Below are 24,920 nucleotides of genomic sequence, written 5' to 3'. Positions count from 1 at the left end.
TCGCGACTTGGGTTCAATGGCTCACTCAATATGTCAGGCCCGCATTCCCTGATCGTGCGTTGTCTTGGTTTGCGATGCCGAAACGGCTTTGTCAAACCGTATGGAGCTGCGCATTCGCCATTCGTAACGTCCGACATAGAGCATCGCGGCGATCAGCATCAGCTCCAGGCTGAACCAGGTGAGCGCATAAGCGAGGTGATTATTGGGGAAATGGAGAACGGTCAAACCGCCGATCGGAAGGTCCCGCGCATTGGCACCGGCATCCTGGTCGATGAAATAGGGTGCGGTGGTCCCAAGGGCTTTTGCCGCAGCGATGGCGGCGACATCGCGCGAATACCAGCGGCCGGCAACGGGGTCGTTGTGCCGCAGAAAGCCGCCCCTGGGCTCGGTCATGCGAAGAAGACCGGTCACGGTTCGCGCCGGCACATCGCTCACCTGCCATGAAGCCTGTGCAGCATCGTCCGGTACAAAACCGCGATTGATCAGGACGGTAAAGCCATCATCGGTCTGGAACGGTGAGATGACCCAGGAACCGCTGCCGCGTTCGGTAACGGCCTTTACAAGCGTGTCGCGGTCGGCCCGGAAATGCCCGCTGACCTCAACATGACGGTAGCTGTCCCTGTCACCGATCCCGTGCCATTGAGACGGACCGGGTGCGGCAACTGCCGGTGCGTGGGCTTGCCGTTCAACGCGCTGGATGAGGTCGAGTTTCCAGACACGCCGCTCCAGCTGCCAGACGCCGAGGCCAGTCAACAGAAGCACACCCGAAAGACCGATCAGACCGAAGAGGCCGAGTTGCCACAGAGCTCTGGGCCGGGAGCGCGGAGAGTGGCCATCGTCATCCATTGCTTCGTCCTGGAATTATTCTGCCATCACGGTATCTGGCTCATGTCATGGCCGGGCATCATGTTGGTATTGAGGTGATACATGACCCATAGGGAGCCGGTCAGGGTGATGACGACGAGAACGAGCGTGAAGATCAGCGCCAGCATGTTCCAGCCGTTTTCCGACCGGACATTCATGTGCAGGAAAAACACCATATGGACCACGATCTGGATCACGGCCAATGCCATGATTGCGAATGCGGTTGCCTGTTTGGAGTCGAGTGCGCCGGTCATGACCAGCCAGAAAGGAATGGCCGTCAGGATGACCGAAAGGCCAAAACCGATCAGATAGGATCGCAGGGAACCATGGGCATGCCCATCGTCTTGCGCGTGGCCGTGATCATCCGTATGTGCTGGTGTCATCGCAACATTCCCATCAGATAGACAAAGGTGAAAACGCCAATCCAGATGACGTCGAGAAAGTGCCAGAACAGGCTGAGGCACATCAACCGGCGCCTGTTTGCCTGGATAAGGCCATAGCGCTTGACCTGGATCATCAGCGTGACCAGCCAGACCAGGCCCACGGTGACGTGCAGGCCGTGTGTCCCGACGAGCGTAAAGAACGATGACAGGAAGGCGCTCCGCTGCGGTGTTGCGCCTTCATGGATCATGTGCGCGAATTCGTAGAGCTCGATACCAAGGAATGCCAGGCCGAACAGACCGGTCAGTGCCAGCCATCCCTGTGTCGCGGCAATGCGTCCCTTGTCCATCGTCAGCATGGCAAAGCCATAGGTGATGGACGAAAAAAGCAGCATCGACGTATTGATTGCCACGAGCGGCAGATCGAAGAGGTCCTTGGGTGAGGGACCTGCCGCATAACTGCTGCCAAGCACGCCGTAGGTCGCAAACAGCACGGCGAAGATGAGGCAGTCGCTCATCAGGTAAACCCAGAAGCCGAACATGGTGCTGCCGCCTTCGGCGTGATCATGCTCATCCACCAGATAGAACGTCGGCGCGGCTCCGTCCCCGTGCACTGCGGAAGCTGGTGAACTCATCGTGCAACTCCTGCGAGAAGAGCGGTTCGCTCACCTTCGGTGCGGACAACGTCCTCCGCCGGTATGTGGAAGTCGCGCTTGTAGTTGAAGGTATGCCCGATGGTGACGGCAAGCAGGGCAATGAAGCTGGCTGCAGCGAGCCACCAGATGTACCAGATCATGGCAAAGCCGAAGATGATGCTCAGGACCGCCAGGATGATGCCTGTGCCGGTGTTGCTGGGCATGTGGATGGCCTTGAAACCTTCGAGCGGACGCGTGTAGCCGCGCCTTTTCATATCGTGCCATGCATCGAGGTCATGCACCACCGGCGTGAAGGCAAAGTTGTAGGCCGGTGGCGGCGACGCGGTTGACCATTCGAGCGTGCGCCCGTCCCAAGGGTCGCCCGTCAGGTCGGCCAGCTTGTCGCGGTTGCGGATGCTGACATAAATCTGGATGAGGAAGGACAGGATGCCGATGGCGATCAGGACGGCACCGAAGGCGGCAATCACGAACCAGATCTGCAGCGACGGATCGTTGAACACGCGCAGGCGCCGTGTTACGCCCATCAGGCCGAGCACATAGAGCGGCATGAAGGCGAAGTAGAAGCCGATGACCCAGAACCAGAACGACATCTTGCCCCAGAACGGATCGAGCTTGAAGCCGAATGCCTTGGGAAACCAGTAGCTGATGCCGGCAAACAGGCCGAACAGCACGCCGCCGATGATGACGTTGTGGAAATGCGCCACAAGGAACAGGCTGTTATGCAGGACAAAGTCCGCCGGTGGCACGGCGAGCAGCACGCCGGTCATACCACCGATGACGAAGGTCAGCATGAAGGCGATCGTCCACATCATCGGCAACTCGAAGCGGATGCGCCCGCGATACATCGTGAACAGCCAGTTGAATATCTTGGCCCCGGTGGGGATCGATATGATCATCGTGGTGATGCCGAAGAAGGAATTCACGCTGGCGCCGGAGCCCATGGTGAAGAAGTGGTGCAGCCAGACGAGATAGGCGAGGATGGTGATAACGACCGTGGCATAGACCATCGACGTGTAGCCGAACAGGCGCTTGCCGGAGAAGGTGGACGTGACTTCGGAAAAGATGCCGAAAGCCGGCAGGATAAGAATGTAAACCTCCGGATGACCCCAGATCCAGATGAGGTTGACATACATCATCGGATTGCCGCCGAAATCATTGGTGAAGAAGTTCGTACCGACATAGCGGTCAAGGCTGAGCAGGGCGAGAACGGCGGTCAGCACCGGGAATGCGGCCACAATCAGCACGTTGGTGCAGAGCGCTGTCCAGGTAAAGACCGGCAGCTTCATCATGGTCATGCCGGGTGCGCGCATCTTGACGATGGTCGCCACCAGATTCACGCCGGACAGCAACGTGCCGATGCCAGCGATCTGCAGCGCCCATATGTAATAGTCCACACCGACATCGGGACTGTACCCGATATTGGATAGCGGTGGATAGGCAAGCCAGCCGGTCTTGGCGAATTCTCCGACAAACAGCGACATCATGACAAGGATCGCGCCGGCCGTGGTCATCCAGAAACTGAAATTGTTGAGGAACGGGAAAGACACGTCGCGCGCGCCGATCTGCAGCGGAACGACAAAATTCATCAGACCGGTGACAAGCGGCATGGCCACGAAGAAAATCATGATCACGCCGTGGGCGGTGAACACCTGGTCGTAGTGGTGGGCCGGGAGATAGCCCTCGGAGCCGCCGAAGGCCATGGCCTGCTGCAGGCGCATCATGATGGCATCGGCAAAGCCGCGCAGCAGCATGACGATGCCGAGGATCATGTACATGATGCCGATGCGCTTGTGGTCGATGCTGGTGAACCATTCGCGCCAGAGATAACCCCAGAGGCGGTAATAGGTGAGGAGACCCACCAGTGCCAGGCCGCCAAGGGCCACCATGGCAAATGTGCCGACCAGGATCGGCTCATGATACGGGAAGGATTCCAGGGTCAACCGGCCGAAGACCGCCTTGAGAAGATCGGGATTTTCAAACATGTCGGACTCAATCCGTTCAGGAATTCGATGGACGGCGCTGTGCACCGAACAGTGGGGCAGTTGGGCGTGGCAATCCGGCACCGAGTACTGGTGAGGTGTCGCGTGGTGACAGCAGCGGAGACTGTGCCGCGGCACGCATTCTCTCTTCCTCTTCCGTCGTGCATATCCGCGATACAAAGGTTGCCGGTGGGGCGAAAATGGCGCCGCGCCGCCTGTATTTGTCATATTCCAGCGGGTGGACATTGTTGATGCCGGCAAGCCCAAGCCCGCCCTTGGCATCGATTGAACTCATTTCGTCCATGCACATTTTGCCAAGCTCGACGCAGCGGTTGAGCACGGCGGTGAAGAGTTGTGTCTCGACACTGCCGTAACGGCGCGCCGGCTCGTTTTCGCTGGGCCGTTCAAGTTCGAGATAGGCATTGCGATCCAGCTTGGTGCCCTGGGCTTTCACGTCGGCCATCCATTTGTCAAAATCGGCATTGGACAGGCCGAGGAAGGCAAATTTCATGCCCGAGAAACCTGCGCCGCTATAGTTCGCCGAGAAGCCCTCGAAGGTGCCGGGGTGATTGATCACGGCGCTGAGCTTCGTCTGCATACCCGGCATGGTGTAGATCTGGCCCGCAAGTGCCGGAATGTAGAACGAGTTCATGACTGCCGACGATGTCAGACGGAAATCGATGGGCCTGTCCACCGGGGCAGCCAGTTCATTGATGGTTGCCACTCCGTATTCCGGATAGATGAACAGCCATTTCCAGTCGAGCGCCACGACTTCCACCTGCAGCGGCTTGACCTGCTTGTCGACCAGCTTGCCGGGTGCAATGCGATCCAGCGGACGGTAGGGATCAAGCAGGTGTGTACCCATCCATGTCAGCGCGCCAAGGCAGATGATGATGAGGAGCGGCGCGGCCCAGATGATCAGCTCCAGTTGCGTCGAGTGATCCCAATCGGGCTCGTAGCGCGCCGCTGCATTGGATTGGCGATAACGCCACGCGAAAAACACCGTCAGCAGCATGACGGGTATGATGATGATCAGCATCAGAATGGTCGAGATGACGATAAGATCCCGCTGCTGTGCAGCGACGTCGCCAGACGGGCTCATGACGACAGCATTGCATGCGGTCAGCATGGTGAGAAACGGAAGTATGGCGACGGCAAGAAAACGTTTCAAGGTCGTTCCTGTCATGATAACGGCGCTAATTTGCGCCATCCGTAGCGGCACCCCATTCAAAGTGACATTGGACAATTTGCCCAATCCTTCCCTAATGTGTCACAATGATAAAGGAGATGCTAGCATAAGCCGTGAACGCGGCTTGACGTCAGCAGCTGCCAAATCAGGATTGAGGAGCGCAACGAGACATGAGCGCGGAAATAGGGGTGCCCTCATCGACAACCCACGGACGTGACGTCAAGGGCCTGCATGGCCACGAGGATGTCAATGTCGGTGAGATCGCCATCGGCGTCATCATCGGGCGTACGTCGGAGTTCTTCGACTTTTTCGTTTACGCCATTGCCTCCGTGCTGGTCTTCCCCAAGCTTGTCTTTCCCTATGTCGATCCGCTGACAGGCACGCTCTATTCCTTTGCGATCTTTGCGCTCGCATTCATTGCACGTCCGCTTGGGACTGTGATCTTCATGGCCATCGACCGTACCTATGGCCGCGGTGTCAAACTCACCATTACCCTGTTCCTGCTGGGAAGCTCGACGGTGGCAATTGCCTTTCTGCCCGGTTACGAGCAGGTGGGCTGGGTATCGGCGCTGCTTCTTGCGCTCTTCCGGCTTGGCCAGGGCTTGGCGCTGGGTGGCGAATGGGACGGTCTTGCTTCCCTTCTTGCGTTGAATGCGCCGGAACGCCGCCGTGGCTGGTACGCCATGATTCCGCAGCTCGGCGCCCCGCTCGGACTGATGGTTGCGGCCAGCCTGTTTGCATTCTTTGTCTCGCACCTTTCCGCGCAGGATTTCCTGGAGTGGGGCTGGCGCTATCCCTTCTTCGTCGCCTTTGCCATCAATGTGGTGGCATTGTTCGCGCGGCTGCGCATGGTCGTGACGGAGCAGTATGCCGAGCTCTTCAAGCGCCGGGAACTGCAGCCGACGACGGTCAGCGACACATTGCAGACCGAAGGCCGCCACGTCGTCATCGGTGCCTTTGCGCCTTTGGCCAGCTTCGCACTCTTCCATATGGTGACGGTGTTTCCCCTGTCGTGGGTCTTCCTTTTCACCGATCAGGGACCGGCCCGCTTCCTCATGATCGAGACCATCGGTGCAGCCGTCGGCGTCATCGCGATCTTTGCGTCCGGAAATATCGCTGACCGCGTTGGCCGGAGCCGTTTGCTCATCGCCACAGCCATCGCCATCGCCGTGTTCAGCGGGTTTGCCCCTCAGCTGCTGGACGGCGGCGATATCGGCGAAATCATCTTCATGGTCTTCGGCTTCCTGCTTCTTGGCCTGTCGTTCGGCCAGTCCTCCGGCGCAGTCGCGTCGAATTTTTCCAGACGATACCGCTATACGGGATCGGCACTGACGACGGATCTCGCATGGCTGTTCGGTGCAGGTTTCGCGCCGCTTGTCGCCTTGATCCTGTCGAGCCGCTTTGGTCTGATCGCGAGCGGAGCCTATCTCCTGTCGGGTGCCGCATGCACACTGATTGCGCTCGCGGTGAACCGCCAGATCGACGGCCGCGACAAGTAAAGGCGCCTAGAAAAGCTTCAGCGGATAGGTCCCGTAGAATATCAATGCCGAGCGGAGGAACTGCCGGATGTGCCAAAGGCCCTTGCTTGCGGCCCGTCCGCCTTCATGCACGATCCTGACCGCTGGCACATAGGCAATGCGTGCTATCTTGCGAACGCGCAGAGAAATATCGAAATCCTCGAAATACAGGAGATAGCGCGGATCAAAACCGCCCAACTGCCTGTAGACATCGCCGTTGAAAAACATGAAGCAGCCGCTGACGATGGGCGGGTCCCAGAAGGGGGTACTGGCGATCTCGTCGCGCATTTCGTAGCGTTCGAGGCGTTGGCGGAACATTGCCTTGATGCCATTGGGGGCAAAACCGCGAAGCAGCAGGTCGAAGACTGCGGGATAGCGCTTGCAGAGATATTGCGTGCTCCCGTCCGGATTGAACGCCTTGGGCGTGATCAGTCCCGTTTCCGGCGCACCGGCCATGAATGCCAGTGCCTGTTTCAGGGCGTCCGGCTCCATTTCCACATCGGGATTCAAGACGAGGTGAAATTTCCCCGCCTTGTCCAGAACCATGTTGTTGGCCGCGCCAAAACCGACATTTCCATGCCCAGCGATGATCTCAAGGGGCAGGTCGGGCAGCAGATTTCTCATCCAGCTCTGGTCTGCGGGCTCGGGCGAATTGTCGATCACATAGAGTTTGGCGCGAAGCGGGGCGATCTCGTCCACGGCTTTGCGAAGGCTCGTCAGTGTTGTCGCGAGCACGGTTCGTTCGGGTTTGAAAATGACCACCCCTATGGTGAGGTCGAAGTCGGGGGAGGTGGCGGCAGGGCTGCGTTCAACCATTGTTCGGTTTCTTTCCCATACGGCCGGAAAGCCCGTGAACAATGCCCAGCGTCATCATGGCGGCGTGCTGCAATCTTGGCACTGTAAAGACACTGTAGAACACAAATTTCCGGACGAGGCGGATCGCATCAACGATCTTCCAGTTGGCGCGCAGCCACGGCTGCCGGTACAACCAGACAGCATTGCGGAAATGGTAGTAGTGCCGCAGCGGGCTGTGCACCGGAATGAACCGCCCGCGAAACTTTATCGGATTGTCGCCCAGATCGTGCTGCATTTCGGCGGCACAGACGCCAAACGACTGGTATCCCATGTGTTGCGCGCGCAGGCCCCATTCGATGTCGACATAGTCGATGAAGAGTTCCTCTTTCATGCCGCCGACGTCATCGAGGGTTGCTGTCGGAATGAGGCAGCCCGATGCTATGAGATAATCGACATCGACGACCGCATCGGCTGTGTCGCAACTCTGCCGCCGAAGCCGCAATCCTTCTGTTTTGATGAATGGCGGCGGATTCTTTTGCCGCGAGTCCTCATAGCGCGGGCCGACGCATCCGAGCTTCACGCCTTTGGCAATCTGGGCCTTTGCCGCTGATAGCAGCCTGGCCACCATGTCTGGCGCCGGTATGCTGTCCTGATCGAGCAGCAGAACGAAGCTTGAACCTGATGCACGCGCCCGGTCAATCCCGACATTCTGCGCTTTCGCAATACCGTAATTGGCGTCAAGCGGTACAAATTCCGCTTGGGTGCTCCGGCTTGCAAACCATGGTGCCAGATTCATTTTTGAACCGTTGTCAACGACGATGACACGTCCAACTTGCGGGGTGATCGCGTTGAGAAGTGCTGCAAGACCTGCAATATCCGGATTGTAGGTTACGATGATTGCGCTGACGTCTGGCTGCTGTTCAATTCGCATTTAAGGTTCCGTGTTGCCTGACAGGAAACGTCCAAATCAGGCCGCTTTCTCTTTTAGTTCCGGTTGACTTGTCTTTCTGTTGCCGCCAAATGGTTTTCCAATGACCGGTGAACCGCATTTCGCCATCTTTGCGTGAAACCAAGGGTGGCCAATGAAGGTGTTATATATCAGCTCAGTTCGTAGCATTGACACAAGGAAGCGATCGCATGAAGGGTATTATATTAGCCGGGGGCAGCGGTACACGTCTTTATCCATTAACGATTGCCGTGTCGAAGCAAATCCTCCCCATCTACGACAAGCCGATGATTTATTACCCGCTGAGCGTTCTGATGCTCGCCGGCATACGCGAGATTTTGATCATCTCGACGCCGCATGATCTGCCGCTTTTCCAGAAGCTGCTCGGGGACGGGGCTGATTTCGGGGTCAGTTTTTCCTATGCCGAACAGCCGCAGCCGAATGGCCTGGCGGAAGCATTCATCATCGGGCGCGACTTTATCGGCCAGGACAGTGTTGCGATGATTCTAGGCGACAACATCTATTTCGGCGACGGCCTTTCCAAGCTCTGCCAGGTGGCCGCATCGGTGACCAAGGGCGGAATGGTCTTTGCCTATCACGTCGATGATCCACAACGTTATGGCGTGGTGGAGTTTGACAAGGTCACCGGTAAGGCATTGTCCATCGAAGAAAAACCCGAACACCCCAAGTCGCATTGGGCCGTGACGGGTCTGTATTTTTACAGCAATGATGTGGTTGATATTGCGCGGTCGATTGAACCCTCGTCGCGCGGGGAGCTGGAAATCACCAGCGTCAACAATATTTATCTGGAACGCGGCGAATTGCAGGTTCAGCAGCTGGGCCGCGGTTATGCGTGGCTCGATACCGGCACGCATGACAGCTTGCATGAGGCGTCGTCATTTGTCCGGACCATCGAACACCGCCAGGGCATCAAGATTGCTTGTCCGGAAGAAATCGGCCTGGAATGGGGCTGGCTGAATGCCGATCAGGTACTTGAAAGAGCGGCAAAAATGGGCAAGACCGAATATGCCGCATATCTGCGGCGGCGTGCTGCGGAGATTGGAACAGAATGATGGAAGTCAGGCCTCTCGCCCTTGAGGGTGTTCTTGAGATTTTGCCGCCGAAGTTCGGCGACGACCGGGGCTTTTTCTCCGAAACCTACAATGCGGAGCGTTTTGCCACGGCCGGAATCACATTGCAGTTCGTGCAGGACAATCATTCGTTCTCCGCTGCAAAGGGCGTGTTGCGCGGCCTGCATTATCAGCTTCCGCCCCGCGCGCAGGACAAGCTGGTGCGCGTGGTCAAGGGCTCCATTCTCGATGTGGTCGTTGATATTCGCAAGAGTTCCCCGACGTTCGGAAAATGGGTTTCGCTCGAAGTCTCAGCAGCCAAGTGGAACCAGATTCTGGTGCCGAAGGGCTTTGCCCATGGTTTCGTCACTTTGGAAGAGAACACCGAGGTGATCTACAAGGTGACGGATTATTACTCGCCGCAACACGACCGCGGTATCCGCTTCGATGATCCTTCGATCGGCATTGACTGGCCGCTGGAGGCTTCCACGCTTCAGCTTTCCGACAAGGACCGCAAAGCGCCACTGCTTGACGGTTCGGACATTTTTCCCTGAGGGAGAGGCTTTTTATGAGAATTCTAGTCACTGGTGGTGCGGGCTTTATCGGATCGGCGGTCTGCCGCCATCTCGCGTCCAATCCCCGCAATCAGGTTGTCAACGTCGACAAGCTGACCTATGCGGGCAATCTCGCATCGCTTCGCCAGATCGAGAATTATCCCAATTACAGCTTCGTCGAGGCTGATATCTGCGATGACGCTGCGATTCTTGATGTCCTGCACGCGGAAAAGATCGAAGCAGTCATGCATCTGGCGGCTGAGAGCCATGTGGATCGCTCCATTGACGGCCCTGCGGCGTTCATCGAGACCAATATCGTGGGTACATTCCGCATGCTGAATGCGGCGCTGGCCTATTGGCGCGATCTGCCTGAACCTGCCAAATCCGAATTCCGCTTTCACCACATTTCCACGGACGAGGTTTTCGGGGATCTGCCGTTCGACAGCGGCATCTTTACCGAAGAAACACCTTATGCACCGTCATCGCCCTATTCGGCATCGAAGGCTGCTTCGGATCATCTGGTCCGCGCGTGGCATGAAACATATGGTCTGCCGGTGGTTCTGTCGAACTGCTCGAACAATTATGGTCCCTTCCATTTTCCGGAAAAACTCATCCCGCTTGTTATTCTCAACGCGCTCGATGAAAAGCCCTTGCCCGTCTACGGCGCAGGCGCAAATGTGCGCGACTGGCTGTTCGTCGAGGATCATGCGCGGGCATTGGAACTGGTGGTGACCAAGGGCAAGCCCGGCGAGAGCTATAATATCGGCGGGCGTGCAGAACGCACCAATCTCAGCGTCGTCGAAACCATTTGCGATATTCTCGACAGCAAGCGTCCGCGCAAGGGCGGCGCGCGCTACCGGGATCTCATCACATTCGTGACTGACCGTCCCGGACATGACCGCCGCTACGCCATCGATGCGTCGAAGATCGAACGTGAACTCGGCTGGAAGCCGGCCGAAACCTTCGATAGTGGTTTGGAACGGACGATACAGTGGTATCTCGACAACACGTGGTGGTGGGAACCAATCCGCAGCGGAAGCTATGCGGGTGAACGGCTTGGTTCGGCTGCCCCAAATACGGGGGCAAAATGAGGATTGTCCCACGCGTCTTAGGACAGATTGGAGAGTGAGACTCGCGTTAGCGGTGAGTCGGGGCGTGGGGGCAGCATGAAAATCGTCGTGACTGGACGGGACGGGCAGATTGTACGCAGTCTAGTAGAACGAGTTGCATCGCACCCGGCAGTGCAACTCTTTGCGGTTGGTCGTCCAGAGTTTGACCTTTCTCGGCCAAAGTCTGTTTTTGCTGTCATACGGTCCATAAGACCAGATATTGTCATTTCTGCCGCTGCTTATACGGCGGTGGACCAGGCAGAAGACGAACCCGAGCAAGCCTATGCCATTAATGCTGTCGGTGCAGGTGCAGTTGCCCAAGCTGCCGCGGAGATCGGTGCGGCGGTTATTCATCTTTCGACCGATTATGTCTTCGCTGGCGAGGGCAAGCGTCCTTACACCGAAGATGACGCCACGGTTCCTTGCAGTGTCTATGGCCAAACCAAGCTGGCGGGAGAAGCACTGGTGGCCTCGGTAAACAGCAGACATCTTATCCTGCGCACAGCTTGGCTTTACAGCCCTTTCGGTAAGAATTTTGTCAAGACTATGCTCCGTCTCGCTGTGGATCGTGACAGTGTGTCGGTGGTGTCCGATCAATGGGGCAATCCGACCTCGGCAATTGATATTGCCGATGGCATACTCCACATGGCGAACCGGCTTCGCGTGGATACGCAATTCAGTGCATTTGGTATCTATCATCTCGCAGGGACCGGTCGTACGAACTGGAGCACATTTGCGCGGGCAATCTTTCAGGAAAGCCGGGATGAACAAGGTCCGTTTGCTGATGTTAAAGATATACTGACGTCAGAATATCCAACGAAAGCCCGGCGGCCGTTGAACTCAAGTCTCAATACTGAAAAATTCCATGCCATGTTTGGCTGGAAACCATCCGCTTGGCAAGAATCGATAAGGGCGACGGTCCAAAGATTGCTGCACTCGAACGACTATTGAAAGGGAGCTACGAATGCGTGCCCAGCATTTCACGGGCACGCGCCAATCCCCAATTGAGCAGGTCTTCGGCGCGGCTAGCATCGGATGCCTCGGCATAACAGCGCAGCTCCGGCGCATTGCCTGAGGCCCGGTAGTGAATGACGTCGCCCGTCGAAAGGACGACGCGCACGCCGTCAATGGCGTCGCTTTCCCTGATCGCGCCGACCGGTGCGAAGAAGGCGTCGCGGCGTGCACCGTCAAGCAGGCCTTGCAGGAAGGGGCCGCTGGCCGTTGAAGCAACATGCTCGAGCCGGCCGCTGCGCGTAAAGCGGGAGGGCAGATCCCGGAGCAGTGCTGACACCGGAACACCCTTGCCGGCTGCCATGCCGAGGACACTGAGGATCGGAAGCATGGCGTCGCGTGTGGGCAGCGCGTCCAATGTTCCGCCATTCATGGCCAGGGACGAACCCAGCAGCACCCCGCCATTGGCTTCAAAGCCGACGATTCGCCGGAAGCCATCCCGGTGCGCCTGCTCCATGCCTTCGATCACATAGGGCGACCCGACGCGTGTCCGGTAGACTTTCGCGAAGAGCCCGCTCGATTCAATGGCCGTATTGGAGGTGACGGGCGTTACAACAGCATCGGCATCGAGGAAATGTGCTGTCAGAAGGCCCACGCTGTCGCCGCGCAGGAAAACACCATTTTCATCGGCCACGAGCGGCCGGTCGGCATCGCCATCGGTGGAAACCAGCGCATCAAGCTTGTACTTTTCACAGGCACCGGCGGCAAATGCGATGTCTTCGGCGCGCAGGGCTTCGGTGTCAACGGGCACGAATACGGTGGAATGCCCAAGCGCCACGGCATCGGCTCCGAGGCTCTGCAAGATGGTGACGATGAGATCACCCGCAACGGAGCTGTGCTGATAAACGCCGATTCTCTTGCCGGCCAAAGCCTCGGGGCTCAAAACAGAGATGCTTCGCCTGATATAATCTTGCAGCGCATCGGGCACGATTGCCGCCTGCCCGCCGGAGCCCGCCGGTTTTTTCGCCTCCAGGTCAAGGACGGCCAGGATGCCTGCTTCATCGGCCTTGTCGATCTCGCCATCGGGCCGGTAGAACTTCAGGCCATTCCGATCGGCGGGAATATGGCTGCCGGTGACCATGATGGCCGGTGCCTTCAGGCTGAGAGCGCGAAAGGCCAGCGCTGGTGTCGGCAAGGGGCCGCAGTTTTCCACCTGTATTCCAAAGGCTTCTGCGGCCGCCATGCATGCGGCCGCCATCCGCGGACTGCTGGAACGCAGATCGTAACCAACGAGCAAAGGGCTGCCTGATGCAACGCCTTTGGCCGCCCGCATATGGGTCAGGAATGCGAGCGCATAGGCTTTGCAGACCTCATCGGGGAGTTCGGTTACAAGGCCGCGAAGGCCGCTTGTGCCAAATTTCAGACTGCTCATCGTCATGCCACAACCGCTGAAGGCGTTTCCGCAATATGCTCCCGTAAGATGTCAGCCGCGCACGATCGAAAGTCAACAGCGATCGATGTCTGAATATAGCGGGGGAGCGCCGATGGAAAAAGTGGCTGGGGAACCTGGATTCGAACCAGGACTAACGGAGTCAGAGTCCGTGGGTCTACCGTTAACCTATTCCCCAACAACCGCTTTTGAGCGGCGGCTGATTAAGCCGGTGCGGGGTCATATAGTCCAATTCGTTCAGGATGAAAACCCCTGTTGGGATGGTTTTTGCACTGCGCTGCATTTTATCTTCCATACACGAATTTAAGGGGTGGAAATGCCCGGCTTACCGGTGGAACTTGTTGCCAGGCTACGAAAATGCCGGCGAAGCCATTTGGCCGCTGGCAATCCGGCACGCCAGGCCTATAACTGTCTCAATCAGTGATTTGCAACGCGCAGCGAAGAGAAAGCAGACGAGGTGGCGGACCGATCATCACCACTGGCCCCGTTCAGGCACGACACGTTCCGCATCATCTGGATCGCGAGCCTGGTCTCCAATTTCGGCTCGCTGATTCAGGCGGTGGGTGCCGCATGGATGATGACATCGATTTCTGATTCGGTGAACATGGTGGCGCTCGTGCAAGCCTCCACCGCACTGCCCATCATGATCTTTTCCCTGGTCTCCGGTGCGCTGGCGGACAATTTTGACCGGCGCAAGGTGATGCTGGTGGCGCAGTGGTTCATGTTGGCCGTTTCCGCGCTGCTGACGGTTTTTGCTTATCTTGGACTCATCACCCCCTGGCTGCTCCTGGCATTCACCTTTCTGCTGGGCTGCGGGACGGCTCTCAACAATCCGTCCTGGCAGGCCTCGGTCGGCGACATGGTTCCCCGGGAGGATCTTCCCAATGCGGTGGCGCTGAACAGCATGGGCTTCAACATCACGCGCAGTGTCGGCCCCGCCATTGGCGGTCTCATCGTCGCGGTTGCCGGTGCTGCGGCGACCTTCGCGGTCAACGCGGCCAGTTATTTCGCCGTGATCTATGCCCTGATGCGCTGGCAGCCGCACATTGACCCGAACCCCTTGCCGCGCGAATCGCTCGGCCGCGCTATCTCGGCGGGCCTGCGCTACGTCGCCATGTCGCCCAATATCGGCAAGGTGGTCATTCGCGGCTTTGTCTTCGGTCTTTCAGCCAGTGCGATTCTGGCGCTCCTGCCACTTGTTGCGCGTGATCTCGTCCATGGCGGGCCTCTGACTTACGGTGTCATGCTCGGCTCGTTCGGCATCGGCGCCATAGGCGGGGCGCTCCTCAGTGCGCGCCTGCGCGAATTTCTCTCAAGTGAAGCCATCGTGCGCTATGCCTTTGCGGGATTTGCGGTCAGTGCTGTGGTGACGGCGATCAGCACATCGGTGTGGCCCACCAATATCGCCCTGCTGCTGGCCGGAGCCTGCTGGGTGCTTGCCCTCTCGCTGTTCAATGTCACGGTGCAGCTGTCGACGCCGCGCTGGGTGGTGGGACGGGCCCTGTCGCTCTATCAGACGACGACATTTGCGGGTATTGCCGCCGGCAGCTGGTTGTGGGGTGCTGCGGCCGAACAATATGGCGCGGACAGGGCTCTGATCGCTTCCGGCGGGCTCATGCTGCTCGGCGCCGTGATTGGCCTTCGCTATGCCCTGCCGGAGTTCAAATCGCTCAATCTCGATCCGCTCAACCGGTTCAGCGAACCGCTGCTGGCGCTTGACCTGAAGCCGCGCAGCGGTCCGATTGTCATCATGATCGACTACGAGATCGCCGACGAAGACATTCCCGAGTTTCTCGCGCTGATGTCAGACAGGCGGCGGGTGCGGATCCGCGATGGGGCGGGGCAATGGGCGCTGATGCGCGATCTTGAGAAACCGGAAATCTGGACTGAAACCTATCACACGCCCACATGGGTCGAATATGTCCGCCACAACCAGCGGCGTACACAGGCGGACGCGGCGGTAGGCGACCGGATACGCGCGCTGCACCGGGGCGGCGAAATCCGGGTCCATCGCATGATCGAGCGGCAGACGATCCTGCCGCACGATATCGCTGCGCATAAGACGCCGATGGACATGCACTGACGGGACTATTTCTTCCGAAGTGCATCCGCGAGCGCCGCGCCGAAAGCACCCTGTGTTGTCGACGGTTGCGGTTTGCCCTGCGCCGCCGGTTTCGGCTTGAAGCCGGTGCTGTCAGCCCTTTGCTCCCTTGGGGCAGGGGCACCACCATACTTGCGCATGGTCAGGCTGATGCGGTTGCGCTTGACGTCGATATCCACAACGCGCACTTTCACCACATCCCCCGCCTTGACGACCTCGTGTGCATCCTTGACGAAACGGTCTGCCAGTTGTGACAGGTGCACCAGTCCGTCCTGGTGCACGCCGATATCCACAAAGGCGCCGAAGGCTGCCACATTGGTGACCGTTCCTTCCAGCATCATTCCCGGCTTCAGATCCTTGATATTGTCGATACCATCGGCAAAGGCCGCGGTCTTGAACTGCGGCCGCGGATCGCGGCCGGGCTTTTCCAGTTCGGCGATGATGTCGCGAACCGTCGGCAGGCCGAACCGCTCGTCGACGAAAAGCCGCGGATCGAGCGCCTTCAGGGCTGCGCTGTCATTCATCAGCGAACGCACGTCACGGCCGCAGGCGCTGACAATCTTCTTGGCAACGCCATAGGCTTCCGGGTGAACCGCCGACGCGTCCAGCGGCTCGGAGCCGTCGGGAATACGCAGGAATCCGGCACATTGTTCGAAGGCACGCGGCCCCAACCGCGCGACCTTCAGCAGGTCGTGGCGGGTTTTGAACGGACCGACGTCGTTGCGGTAAGCGACCACGGCTTCCGCCAGCGAGGTTCCCAGACCCGAAATGCGGGCCAGCAGCGGTGCCGATGCCGTGTTGAGATCGACGCCAACCGCATTCACCGCATCTTCGACAACACCATCGAGCGAGCGGGCGAGGCGATACTGGTCGACGTCGTGCTGGTACTGGCCGACGCCGATGGATTTCGGTTCGATCTTGACGAGTTCCGCCAGCGGGTCCTGCAGGCGCCGGGCGATGGAAACGGCGCCTCTGAGCGATACGTCGAGATCCGGGAATTCTGCGGCGGCCGTTGCCGATGCCGAATAGACCGACGCACCCGCCTCGCTGACGATCACCTTCAGCGGCTTGGGCGCAGGCATGTCGGCCAGCATGTCCGCGACAAGACGCTCTGTCTCGCGGCTGCCGGTTCCATTGCCGATGGCGATCAGCTCGATCTTGTGTTTGCCGGCCAGGCGCGCCAGTTCGGCCTGGGTTCCACGCAGATCGTTGCGCGGTGGAAAGGGATAGACGGTCGTCGTGTCGAGCACCTTGCCGGTACCGTCGACGACAGCCACTTTCACGCCGGTGCGGATGCCGGGATCGAGGCCCATGGTCGCACGCGATCCGGCCGGTGCTGCCAGCAGCAGGTCTTTCAGGTTGCGGGCAAATACGTGGATTGCCTCTTCCTCCGCCTTTTCACGCATCTGTGTCATCAGGTCGATGGACAGGTTGAGCGACAGGCGCGCCCGCCAGGCCCAGCGGACGACGTCCATCAGCCAGCTGTCGGCGGCGGTTCCGCTCGGGGAAATTGCATAGGCACCGGCGATCATGCGTTCCACCGGCTTCACCGGAGAGGTATCGTCGGCATCGACTTCAATGTCGAGGGAAAGCACGTCTTCATTGCGCCCGCGCAGCATGGCGAGGGCGCGATGGCTGGGGATGGTTGCCCAGCGTTCGAAATGGTTGAAATAGTCGGAGAATTTTGCGCCCGCTTCCTGCTTGCCGTCTGCGACCTTGGCGCGCAGAACGGCCTTATCCTTCATGTGGTTGCGCAGGCGGCCAACGAGATCGGCATTTTCCGAGAAGGTTTCGACCAGAATATCGCGGGCGCCATCCAGCGCCGTCTTCACATCCGGGACATCCGCCGAAAAAAAAGTCTGCGCGAGTTCGGATGGAACGGTACGCCGGTCGGCGAGAATCGTTTCAGCCAGTGGCCCCAATCCGCGTTCACGGGCAATTTCGGCCCGCGTGCGCCGCTTGGGTTTGTAGGGCAGATAAATGTCCTCAAGCTCGGCCTTGGTGGCGGACCCCAGAATCTTGGTTTCCAGCTCGTCGGTCAGCTTGCCCTGGCTGCGGATGGACTCGATGATGGTATCGCGCCGGGCGTCGAGTTCGCGCAGGTAGATGAGCCGTTCGTCGAGAAGCCGCAGCTGCGTATCGTCAAGCCCGCCCGTCACCTCTTTGCGGTAGCGGGCTATGAACGGAACGGTCGCGCCGCCGTCCAGCAGTTCAATCGCCGCATTGGCCTGTTCCGGCCTGGCGTTGATCTCGGTGGCAATGATACGCGCAATACGGGCAGTTGTGGCAGTCATACTGGTCTCATCAAACTTGATCGGACGGCGACCATAGGGCTGCCGGGATCAATCGGCAATCGTCTGATCCGCCGGTTCTTCAGGCGTTCCACGAAAAACACCATGGTTTCCCCGGCTTGACCTGTCCGATGAAACGTTTCCTTATCGCCTGACCCTTCTGCTGATTCAGCCAATATGGATAATGCGACGATGCCGGCAAACATGAAGCCAAGGATTCTGTGCGTTGGTGCCCTGACAATGGACACCATCTTCCGGCTGGATACCCTGCCGCCCGGTCCCGGCAAGTTCATCCCGCAGGAGGCCGTCGAGATCGCGGCAGGCATGGCATCGAGCCAGGCGGCAACTGTTGCAAGGCTGGGCGGCAGCGCCTTTCTCTGGGCGTCGGCGGGGCTGGACCATGTCGGCGATCGGGTGGTCGCAGAGCTGGCGGAGGAGGGGGTCGACTGCACCTTTGTCCGCCGCATCCAGGGTGCGCGGTCGGCTTTTTCCTCGATCTTTGTCGACAGGACGGGCGAGCGCATGATCGTGCCCTTCTATGACAAGACCCTGTTGAGTGCGCCGGAACAGATCCCGCCCATCGAAGACGGCGCGTTCGATGTGGTCATGACCGACGTTCGCTGGCCGCTGGCTGCCGCCGCTGCGCTCAGGGCGGCGCGCGAGACCGGCATTCATGGCGTGCTCGATGCCGATGTTGCGCCACTGGAAACACTTGAACGGCTGCTGCCGCTTGCATCGCATATCGTCGCCTCGGAACCGGCAGCCGAAATCATCACCGGTGAGGCGGATATAGAGCGCGCCGTCATTGCTCTGGCGGCCCGGTATCGCGGTTTTGTCGCTGTCACCGGCGGCGGCAAGGGCTGTTACTGGTCGGAGGGCGACGCGGGGATCGTGCACCATATGCCGGCATTTCCGGTCAATGCCGTGGATACGCTGGCCGCCGGGGATGTGTTTCACGGCGCTTTCGCATTGGCGCTGGCGGAGGGGCATGGCATGGAAGCGATCATGCGTTTTGCCAGTGCAGCGGCGGCAATCAAATGCACCCGGTTTGGCGGGCGGGCGGGTGCGCCGACACGCGACGAAGTCGAGCACTTGCTCTTCAATTCATAACATTTGTATCCACGCCCGCAAAAATGTATGTGACAGCATGTTGACTATCAACTAACATGTTAGTAGTCTTCATGTATTGAGAGGGTGGGAGGAAAATCATTGTCTCGGGTTGAACGGTTTGGACTTTCTGCGGCATTGACGATGCCGTTTGATGCGGCGCTGGCAATTGATCTGCCCTTGGCAATTCACCACGCAAAAACCTGCCTGCAGCGCGGCTGCAGCAGCGTCACCCTGTTCGGGACGACGGGCGAGGGCTCATCCATCGGTATCCATGAGCGCCAGGCGGTCATCAGGGAATTTATTGCGGCAGGTATTGCGCCATCGCAGATTGTCGTTGGCGTCATGGCCAATTCCCATGTCGATGCCGCAGAGCAGGCGCGGTTTGCACTGGATGCCGGATGCCGTGGCATTCTCCTTGCGCCTCCATCCTATTTCAAGAATGTCAGCGATGACGGCCTCTTTGACTGGCATGCGGCAGCGTTCAAGGCGATCGGCGCGGATGTGCGCGGCATCATCCTGTACAATCTGCCCTCGGTGACGGCAGTCGAGATTTCGGTTGATCTGGTCAGCCGGTTGCGTGAGGCCTTCCCCGGCGCGATTGCAGGCGTCAAGGATTCGTCCGGCAACTGGAGCTATACGGAAAAGATGCTGGCGCGGCACAACGACCTTGCCATTCTGATCGGCGATGAACGCAGCCTTGCTGCGGGCGTGCGGCTTGGCGGGCAGGGCGCCATCTCGGGTCTCGCCAATATCTATCCCGAGCGCCTCGTGCGCATGATCGATGAAGGGCGTGACGACGAAGAGGTGGTTGCAGCTGTCAATGAACTGGTGAAATATCCGGTGATTCCGGCCGTGAAGGCGATGGTTGCCCATCAGCTGGGCGAGGAAGGCTGGCGGCGGACGCGCGGCCCGCTTGAAGCCTTGCCTGACGGCGATCGCAAGCATCTGACGGCCGTCTTTGACCGTCTGTTTGTCGCGGCAGCCGCCTGAGTGGGAATCGTGGGAACGTCCTGAGGAGGAACGGGCATGGATGACAGCGGCGAGCCGGTCAGATTGCGTGAGAAAGCCTATGCAAGTTTCACGGAACATCTTCTGGCTCGTGACTTTCATCCGGGGCAGTTCGTGTCGCAGCGCCAGCTCGTTGCCATGACCGGCATGCCGCTTGGCGCCATCCGCGAGGTTGTGCCGCGCCTTGAAGCCGAAGGCCTGGTCAAGACGGTTCCGCAGCGCGGCATACAGATTGCTCATATCGACATCAACCTGATCCGCGAGGCGTTTCAGTTCCGCGTCTTCATGGAGAAGGAAGCCATTGCGCTGTTCTGTGTTTCCGCGTCCGACGAGGTGCTGGCCGGGTTGCGGCGTGAGCATGAAGAGACCTTGGAGAAGGCTCTCAAGGACGGAGAGACGCCCGAGCTTGAACTGCACGCGCAGGCCATCGACTGGTCGCTGCATGACACAATCATCGATTCCCTTGGCAATGGGATCATTTCGAAAGCCTATCGGATCAACGCCATCAAGATGCGCTTGATCAATCAGGAGCGGTTTCGCATCACCGGCCGCGTTATTCCGGTGATGCGCGAGCATCTGGCGGTCATTGCGGCGATCGAGACCCGCAACCCGCAAACGGCAATGGATGCCATTGCCGAGCATATCAACAATGCAAGGAATCTCGCTCTGAAGGTTTAGGCGCAACGGTGCCGGAAATGGGAGTTACGGCACTGCAATGGAATATGGGAGGACGATAAGCATGAGACGGATTCAACCGACACGCCGGCAATTTCTTGCCGGATCAGCAGCACTTGGCGCGGCAAGTTTTGCCGGCCTGAAGCCGGCATTCGCCAATGTCGACTGGAAGAAATATGCTGGCACCACCCTTGAGGTGAACCTGATCAAGAGCCCGCGCGGCGATATTCTGCAAAAGTACCAGAAGGAATTCGAGGAACTGACCGGGATCAAGGTCAATTCCGAGCAGACGCCGGAACAGCAGCAGCGCCAGAAAGCCGTGATCGAACTGACCTCGGGCAAGCCGAGCTTTGATGTCATCCATATCAGCTATCACGTGCAGAAGCGGCAGTTCGAGAAGGGCGGCTGGCTTGCCGACCTGACGCCGTTCCTGAAGGACCCAAGCCTCACCGAGCCGTCGCTCGTTGAAAGCGATTTTGCTGAGGCGGGTCTTGCCTTTGCCAAGGACAAGAATGGCCGTTTCGGCGGTCTGCCCTTCTCAGTGGATTACTGGATTCTCTACTGGAACAAGGAACTCTTCGCCGCCAAGGGCATCGAATATCCGAAGTCCTTCGATGAGCTTGTAAGCGCTGCAGAGAAACTCACCGATGCGAGCAAGGGTACATACGGGTTCGTTGCCCGCGGCATGAAGAACGCCAATACGCCGGTTTGGGCCAGCCTCATGCTCGGCTATGGCAAGAGCACGATCGACGACGGCAATCTCCAGACCGACACGCCGGAAGCAATCCAGGCCGCAACGCTTTATCAGCGCCTGATGACAAAGTCCGCACCACCCGGCGTAACGGGTTTCAACTGGGCCGAATGCCAGTCAAACTTCCTGCAGGGCAAGGTTGCGATGTGGCTGGATGGCATCGGTTTTGCCCCGCCGCTGGAAAATCCGGAGAAATCGCGGGTCGTCGGCAAGGTCGGTTACGGCGTCATGCCCAAGGGGCCGGCCGTGCAGGCTGCGCCGACCTTCGGCGATGGTATCGGCGTGACCGAGGGATCATCGAAGAAGGAAGCGGCTTATCTCTATTGCCAATGGGCCATTTCGAAGCAGATGGGCGCGCGCCTGCTGCAAACGGGCTCCGGCGTTCCCTTCCGCAATTCGATCCTCAACGATCCGGAGGTCCGCAAGGGTGTGACCATGCCGTCCGAATGGGTGGATGTGCTCACGGCATCGGCCAAGGTCAGCCAGCTCTGCCTGCCGGTCATCGTTCCGGTCACGGAATTCCGCGATGTGATGGGTGTCGGCCTGACCAACCTTCTCGGCGGGGCCGATCCCGCAACGGAAATGAAGCGGGCAACGGAAGAATTCCGTCCCATCCTTGCGCGCAGCGAGGGCAAATGACAATCGCCGCCCCGACCATGACAACCGAAACACAGACCACCAAAGCCAGAACGGGCAAACGCCGGCTCAAGCCGAGCTACTGGCCGTTTGTCATTCCGGCGCTGGTCATTGTCGGGGCGGTCATTCTGTTTCCGTGGGCGTTCACCCTGTGGATGAGCGTGAATGAGTGGCATCTTGGCGGCGAACAGAGCTTTGTCGGGCTTGCGAATTTTACCCGGCTGGCAGGAGATACACGCTTCTGGCAGTCGATGGGGCACACCGTGCTCTATACGTTTCTCTCCGTCATCGCCCCGTTGTTTTTTGGCACTATTGCGGCTTTGATCTTCGACAGCAAATTGCCGATGCGCGGCCTGCTGCGTGGCATCTTCGTCATGCCGATGATGGCCACGCCTGTCGCCATCGCTCTGGTCTGGACCATGATGTACCACCCGCAGCTCGGGGTTCTCAATTACCTGCTGTCACTGGTTGGCATCGGGCCGCAGGAATGGATATTCAACCAGAATACGGTGATCCCGTCGCTGGTGCTGGTCGAGACCTGGCAGTGGACACCGCTCGTCATGCTCATCGTGCTCGGCGGCCTTGCTTCCATGCCGCGCGATCCCTTCGAGAGTGCGGAAATCGATGGCGCCAATGGCTGGCAGAAATTCCGCTACATCACGCTGCCCATGATCCTGCCCTTCATGATGGTTGCCGTCATAATCCGCTCCATCGATGCCCTGAAGAGCTTTGACATCATCTTTGCCATGACGCAGGGCGGTCCCGGCACGGCATCCGAGACGATCAACATCTATCTCTACAATGTCGCCTTTTCCTACTATGACATCGGCTATGGCTCGGCGATTGCTGTGGTCTTCTTCGTCGTCATCATCACCATGTCCATGGCGCTGCTTTATCTGCGCCAGCGGACCAAATGGAACAGCTGAGGGAGACGCCGATGGCCCGCCGCAATCCGCTGAAATCACTGGGCACCGCCTTTGTTGTGTTCGTGATCGTTTCACCCGCCATTTTCTTCTTCCTCTGGATGCTGTCGCTGTCGCTGAAATACGAGATCGACAATGGCGCCTATCCGCCGATCTTCATCCCCGAGCGGTTTGCCTGGTCGAACTACACCCAGATTTTTGCAACGAACGATTTCCTGCATTACTTCTGGAACAGCCTTATCGTGACGGGCATATCGACATTGCTGGCCCTGCTTGTCGGGGTGCCCGCCGGCTATGGCATTGCCCGCCTGCGCGCCGACAAGGCGGCCATCGTTGTCATGATCGCACGCATGACGCCGGGCCTCTCCTACCTTATTCCCCTGTTCCTGCTGTTCCAGACCATGGGATTGCTGGGAACGCTGTGGCCGCAGATCATCATCCATCTGGTTGTAACCGTGCCCATCGTGATCTGGATCATGATCGGCTATTTCGAGACGACGCCGATGGAATTGGAGGAAGCGGCCATGATCGATGGCGCCACCTCCTGGCAGGTCTTTGTCAAGGTGGCGCTGCCCATAGCCAAACCCGGTATTGTCGTTTCGCTGATCCTGGCGGTGATCTTTTCCTGGAACAATTTTGTCTTCGGCATCGTGCTGGCCAGCCGCGAAACCCGGACCTTGCCGGTCGCGGTCTACAACATGCTGTCATTCGAGCAGGTCAGCTGGGGCCCGCTGGCCGCGGCGGCACTGGTCGTTACACTGCCGGTGCTGCTGCTGACCGTCTTTGCCCAGCGCCAGATCATTGCGGGTCTCACCGCCGGTGCCGTCAAGGGCGGCTAGAACAGGTTTTCAAGAACAGGGAGGGCGCGATGGCTTCGGTCTCGATCAAGGATGTCACCAAGAAATACGGCAACGTCAATGTAATGCACGGTGTCTCTGTCGATATTGACGATGGCGAGTTCGTCATTCTCGTCGGCCCGTCGGGCTGCGGAAAATCGACATTGCTGCGCATGATCGCCGGGCTCGAGGAAATCACCACGGGAGAGATTGCCATTGGCAGCCGCGTGGTCAATGACCTGCCCGCCAAGGAGCGCGACATCGCCATGGTGTTCCAGAACTACGCGCTCTATCCGCATATGACGGTGGCCGACAATATGGGCTTCGCCCTCATGCTCAAGAATGCCCCGAAGCAGGAAAAGGAAAGCCGGGTTGGCCGGGCGGCGGAAATCCTTGGCCTGGAAAAGCTGCTCGACCGCTTTCCCCGGCAATTGTCCGGCGGCCAGCGCCAGCGCGTCGCCATGGGCCGGGCCATTGTCCGCGATCCGCAGGTCTTCCTGTTCGACGAGCCGCTTTCCAACCTCGATGCGAAACTGCGCGTGCAGATGCGCAGCGAGATCAAGGGGCTGCATCAGCGGCTTGGCACTACCATTGTCTATGTGACGCATGACCAGATCGAAGCCATGACCATGGCCGACAAGATCGTCGTGATGAAAGACGGTTTGGTCGAACAGATCGGCACGCCGCTCGATCTCTACGATTACCCTGCGAACCTTTTCGTCGCCGGGTTCATCGGCTCGCCGTCGATGAACTTCGTCAAGGGGCGTCTGGCCGGAGCAGGGCAGTTCGCGACGCCGGAGGGCATCACATTGCCCGTGCCGCAGACCATCCAGGCCGCGGGACCGGCGGACGTGATCTATGGCGTGCGGCCGGAGCATATAAAGATTGCTGCCGGCGGCATTCCGGTCGACGTCAGCGTTGTCGAGCCGACGGGCTCGGAAATCATGGTGGTCGGCAAACTGGGCGATCAGGAAATTATGTGCCTGTTCCGCGAGCGACTGTCGATCAAATCGGGCGACCGGATTCATATCGGGATTGATCCGGCGAACAGCCACCTGTTTGATGGCGCAACGGGCATGCGGCTGGATAGCAGGACAGCGGCCCACTGACCCCCACCAAGCGAGATTTC

General features: G+C 58.9%; 22 protein-coding genes and 1 tRNA gene. 13 read left to right on the top strand and 10 right to left on the bottom strand.

The features are described 5' to 3' along the window. Positions 1-33: 33 nt before the first annotated feature. The 5 genes from ACTJJ7_RS05815 to cyoA are packed head-to-tail and all read right to left on the bottom strand — an operon-like array spanning position 34 to position 5,050. Positions 34-846 carry an SURF1 family protein gene (locus ACTJJ7_RS05815; RefSeq protein WP_440965937.1) on the bottom strand — a complete coding sequence of 271 codons (813 nt, stop codon included), beginning with the start codon at positions 844-846 and terminating at the stop codon, positions 34-36. 26 nt (positions 847-872) lie between these two features. Further along, positions 873-1,247, bottom strand: a complete 375-nt coding sequence (gene cyoD, locus ACTJJ7_RS05810; protein WP_105734971.1) for a cytochrome o ubiquinol oxidase subunit IV — start codon at positions 1,245-1,247, stop codon at positions 873-875. Then, positions 1,244-1,879, bottom strand: a complete 636-nt coding sequence (cyoC, locus tag ACTJJ7_RS05805) for a cytochrome o ubiquinol oxidase subunit III (protein ID WP_440965934.1) — start codon at positions 1,877-1,879, stop codon at positions 1,244-1,246. The genes cyoD and cyoC overlap by 4 nt, the downstream gene beginning before the upstream one ends. After that, positions 1,876-3,882 carry a cytochrome o ubiquinol oxidase subunit I gene (cyoB, locus tag ACTJJ7_RS05800; RefSeq protein ID WP_440965932.1) on the bottom strand — a complete coding sequence of 669 codons (2,007 nt, stop codon included), beginning with the start codon at positions 3,880-3,882 and terminating at the stop codon, positions 1,876-1,878. The genes cyoC and cyoB overlap by 4 nt, the downstream gene beginning before the upstream one ends. 16 nt (positions 3,883-3,898) lie before the next feature. After that, positions 3,899-5,050 (bottom strand): ubiquinol oxidase subunit II, encoded by a 1,152-nt coding sequence (cyoA, locus tag ACTJJ7_RS05795; protein WP_440965930.1) that lies wholly within the window; start codon positions 5,048-5,050, stop codon positions 3,899-3,901. A 188-nt stretch (positions 5,051-5,238) separates the two neighbouring features. Between cyoA and ACTJJ7_RS05790 the strand changes: the two genes are divergently transcribed. Continuing rightward, positions 5,239-6,567 (top strand): MFS transporter, encoded by a 1,329-nt coding sequence (locus ACTJJ7_RS05790; protein WP_105734975.1) that lies wholly within the window; start codon positions 5,239-5,241, stop codon positions 6,565-6,567. A 6-nt stretch (positions 6,568-6,573) separates the two neighbouring features. On the opposite strand, the gene ACTJJ7_RS05785 is transcribed toward ACTJJ7_RS05790, so the two are convergent. After that, entirely contained in the window at positions 6,574-7,401 is an 828-nt protein-coding gene (locus ACTJJ7_RS05785; RefSeq protein ID WP_440965928.1) for a glycosyltransferase family 2 protein, read from the bottom strand. Further along, positions 7,394-8,311 (bottom strand): glycosyltransferase family 2 protein, encoded by a 918-nt coding sequence (locus tag ACTJJ7_RS05780; RefSeq protein WP_440965926.1) that lies wholly within the window; start codon positions 8,309-8,311, stop codon positions 7,394-7,396. Before ACTJJ7_RS05780 ends, ACTJJ7_RS05785 begins: the two co-directional genes overlap by 8 nt. Positions 8,312-8,517: 206 nt before the next feature. Between ACTJJ7_RS05780 and rfbA the strand changes: the two genes are divergently transcribed. From rfbA to rfbD, 4 genes are all read left to right on the top strand, one after another. Beyond that, a complete protein-coding gene (rfbA, locus tag ACTJJ7_RS05775) occupies positions 8,518-9,399 on the top strand; it encodes a glucose-1-phosphate thymidylyltransferase RfbA (RefSeq protein ID WP_440965924.1) in 882 nt (293 codons plus the stop codon). After that, complete coding sequence (gene rfbC, locus ACTJJ7_RS05770; RefSeq protein ID WP_440965922.1) at positions 9,396-9,950, top strand: dTDP-4-dehydrorhamnose 3,5-epimerase; 555 nt, start codon at positions 9,396-9,398, stop codon at positions 9,948-9,950. Before rfbA ends, rfbC begins: the two co-directional genes overlap by 4 nt. A gap of 14 nt (positions 9,951-9,964) precedes the next feature. Beyond that, on the top strand, positions 9,965-11,041 hold the full coding sequence (rfbB, locus tag ACTJJ7_RS05765; RefSeq protein WP_440965920.1) for a dTDP-glucose 4,6-dehydratase: 1,077 nt from the start codon (positions 9,965-9,967) through the stop codon (positions 11,039-11,041). A gap of 75 nt (positions 11,042-11,116) precedes the next feature. Next, positions 11,117-12,010, top strand: coding sequence for a dTDP-4-dehydrorhamnose reductase (gene rfbD / locus ACTJJ7_RS05760; protein ID WP_440965919.1), 894 nt, complete (start codon positions 11,117-11,119; stop codon positions 12,008-12,010). A gap of 7 nt (positions 12,011-12,017) precedes the next feature. Here rfbD and ACTJJ7_RS05755 read toward each other — a convergent pair whose 3' ends face one another. Both ACTJJ7_RS05755 and ACTJJ7_RS05750 read right to left on the bottom strand, forming a co-directional pair. Beyond that, positions 12,018-13,448, bottom strand: a complete 1,431-nt coding sequence (locus tag ACTJJ7_RS05755; protein ID WP_440965917.1) for a phosphomannomutase — start codon at positions 13,446-13,448, stop codon at positions 12,018-12,020. Positions 13,449-13,564: 116 nt separating this feature from the next. Next, positions 13,565-13,638: transfer RNA gene (locus tag ACTJJ7_RS05750), tRNA-Gln, on the bottom strand. A gap of 279 nt (positions 13,639-13,917) precedes the next feature. Here ACTJJ7_RS05750 and ACTJJ7_RS05745 point away from each other — a divergent pair. Further along, positions 13,918-15,543 (top strand): MFS transporter, encoded by a 1,626-nt coding sequence (locus tag ACTJJ7_RS05745; protein ID WP_440965915.1) that lies wholly within the window; start codon positions 13,918-13,920, stop codon positions 15,541-15,543. Positions 15,544-15,548: 5 nt separating this feature from the next. Here ACTJJ7_RS05745 and ACTJJ7_RS05740 read toward each other — a convergent pair whose 3' ends face one another. Further along, a complete protein-coding gene (locus ACTJJ7_RS05740; RefSeq protein ID WP_440965914.1) occupies positions 15,549-17,855 on the bottom strand; it encodes a Tex family protein in 2,307 nt (768 codons plus the stop codon). A gap of 201 nt (positions 17,856-18,056) precedes the next feature. Here ACTJJ7_RS05740 and ACTJJ7_RS05735 point away from each other — a divergent pair, with 201 nt between their 5' ends. From ACTJJ7_RS05735 to ACTJJ7_RS05705, 7 genes are all read left to right on the top strand, one after another. Beyond that, positions 18,057-18,962, top strand: coding sequence for a sugar kinase (locus ACTJJ7_RS05735; protein WP_440965912.1), 906 nt, complete (start codon positions 18,057-18,059; stop codon positions 18,960-18,962). A gap of 99 nt (positions 18,963-19,061) precedes the next feature. Continuing rightward, positions 19,062-19,952: a dihydrodipicolinate synthase family protein gene (locus tag ACTJJ7_RS05730; protein ID WP_105734984.1), complete on the top strand. Its 891-nt coding sequence runs from the start codon at positions 19,062-19,064 to the stop codon at positions 19,950-19,952. A gap of 36 nt (positions 19,953-19,988) precedes the next feature. Beyond that, positions 19,989-20,648, top strand: a complete 660-nt coding sequence (locus ACTJJ7_RS05725) for a GntR family transcriptional regulator (protein ID WP_130272365.1) — start codon at positions 19,989-19,991, stop codon at positions 20,646-20,648. Positions 20,649-20,709: 61 nt separating this feature from the next. Continuing rightward, positions 20,710-22,035, top strand: coding sequence for an ABC transporter substrate-binding protein (locus ACTJJ7_RS05720; RefSeq protein ID WP_440965911.1), 1,326 nt, complete (start codon positions 20,710-20,712; stop codon positions 22,033-22,035). Positions 22,036-22,052: 17 nt separating this feature from the next. Next, positions 22,053-22,958, top strand: a complete 906-nt coding sequence (locus ACTJJ7_RS05715; RefSeq protein WP_440966273.1) for a carbohydrate ABC transporter permease — start codon at positions 22,053-22,055, stop codon at positions 22,956-22,958. An 11-nt stretch (positions 22,959-22,969) separates the two neighbouring features. Then, a complete protein-coding gene (locus ACTJJ7_RS05710) occupies positions 22,970-23,794 on the top strand; it encodes a carbohydrate ABC transporter permease (protein WP_105734987.1) in 825 nt (274 codons plus the stop codon). Between the two features lie 29 nt (positions 23,795-23,823). Beyond that, positions 23,824-24,900 carry an ABC transporter ATP-binding protein gene (locus tag ACTJJ7_RS05705; protein ID WP_440965909.1) on the top strand — a complete coding sequence of 359 codons (1,077 nt, stop codon included), beginning with the start codon at positions 23,824-23,826 and terminating at the stop codon, positions 24,898-24,900. Positions 24,901-24,920 lie beyond the last annotated feature (20 nt).

This window comes from Phyllobacterium sp. 22229 (assembly GCF_052056495.1).
Lineage (GTDB): Bacteria > Pseudomonadota > Alphaproteobacteria > Rhizobiales > Rhizobiaceae > Phyllobacterium > Phyllobacterium myrsinacearum.
The sequence above is the reverse complement of the archived record's forward strand: the minus strand, read 5'-3'. Positions and strand labels throughout refer to the sequence as shown.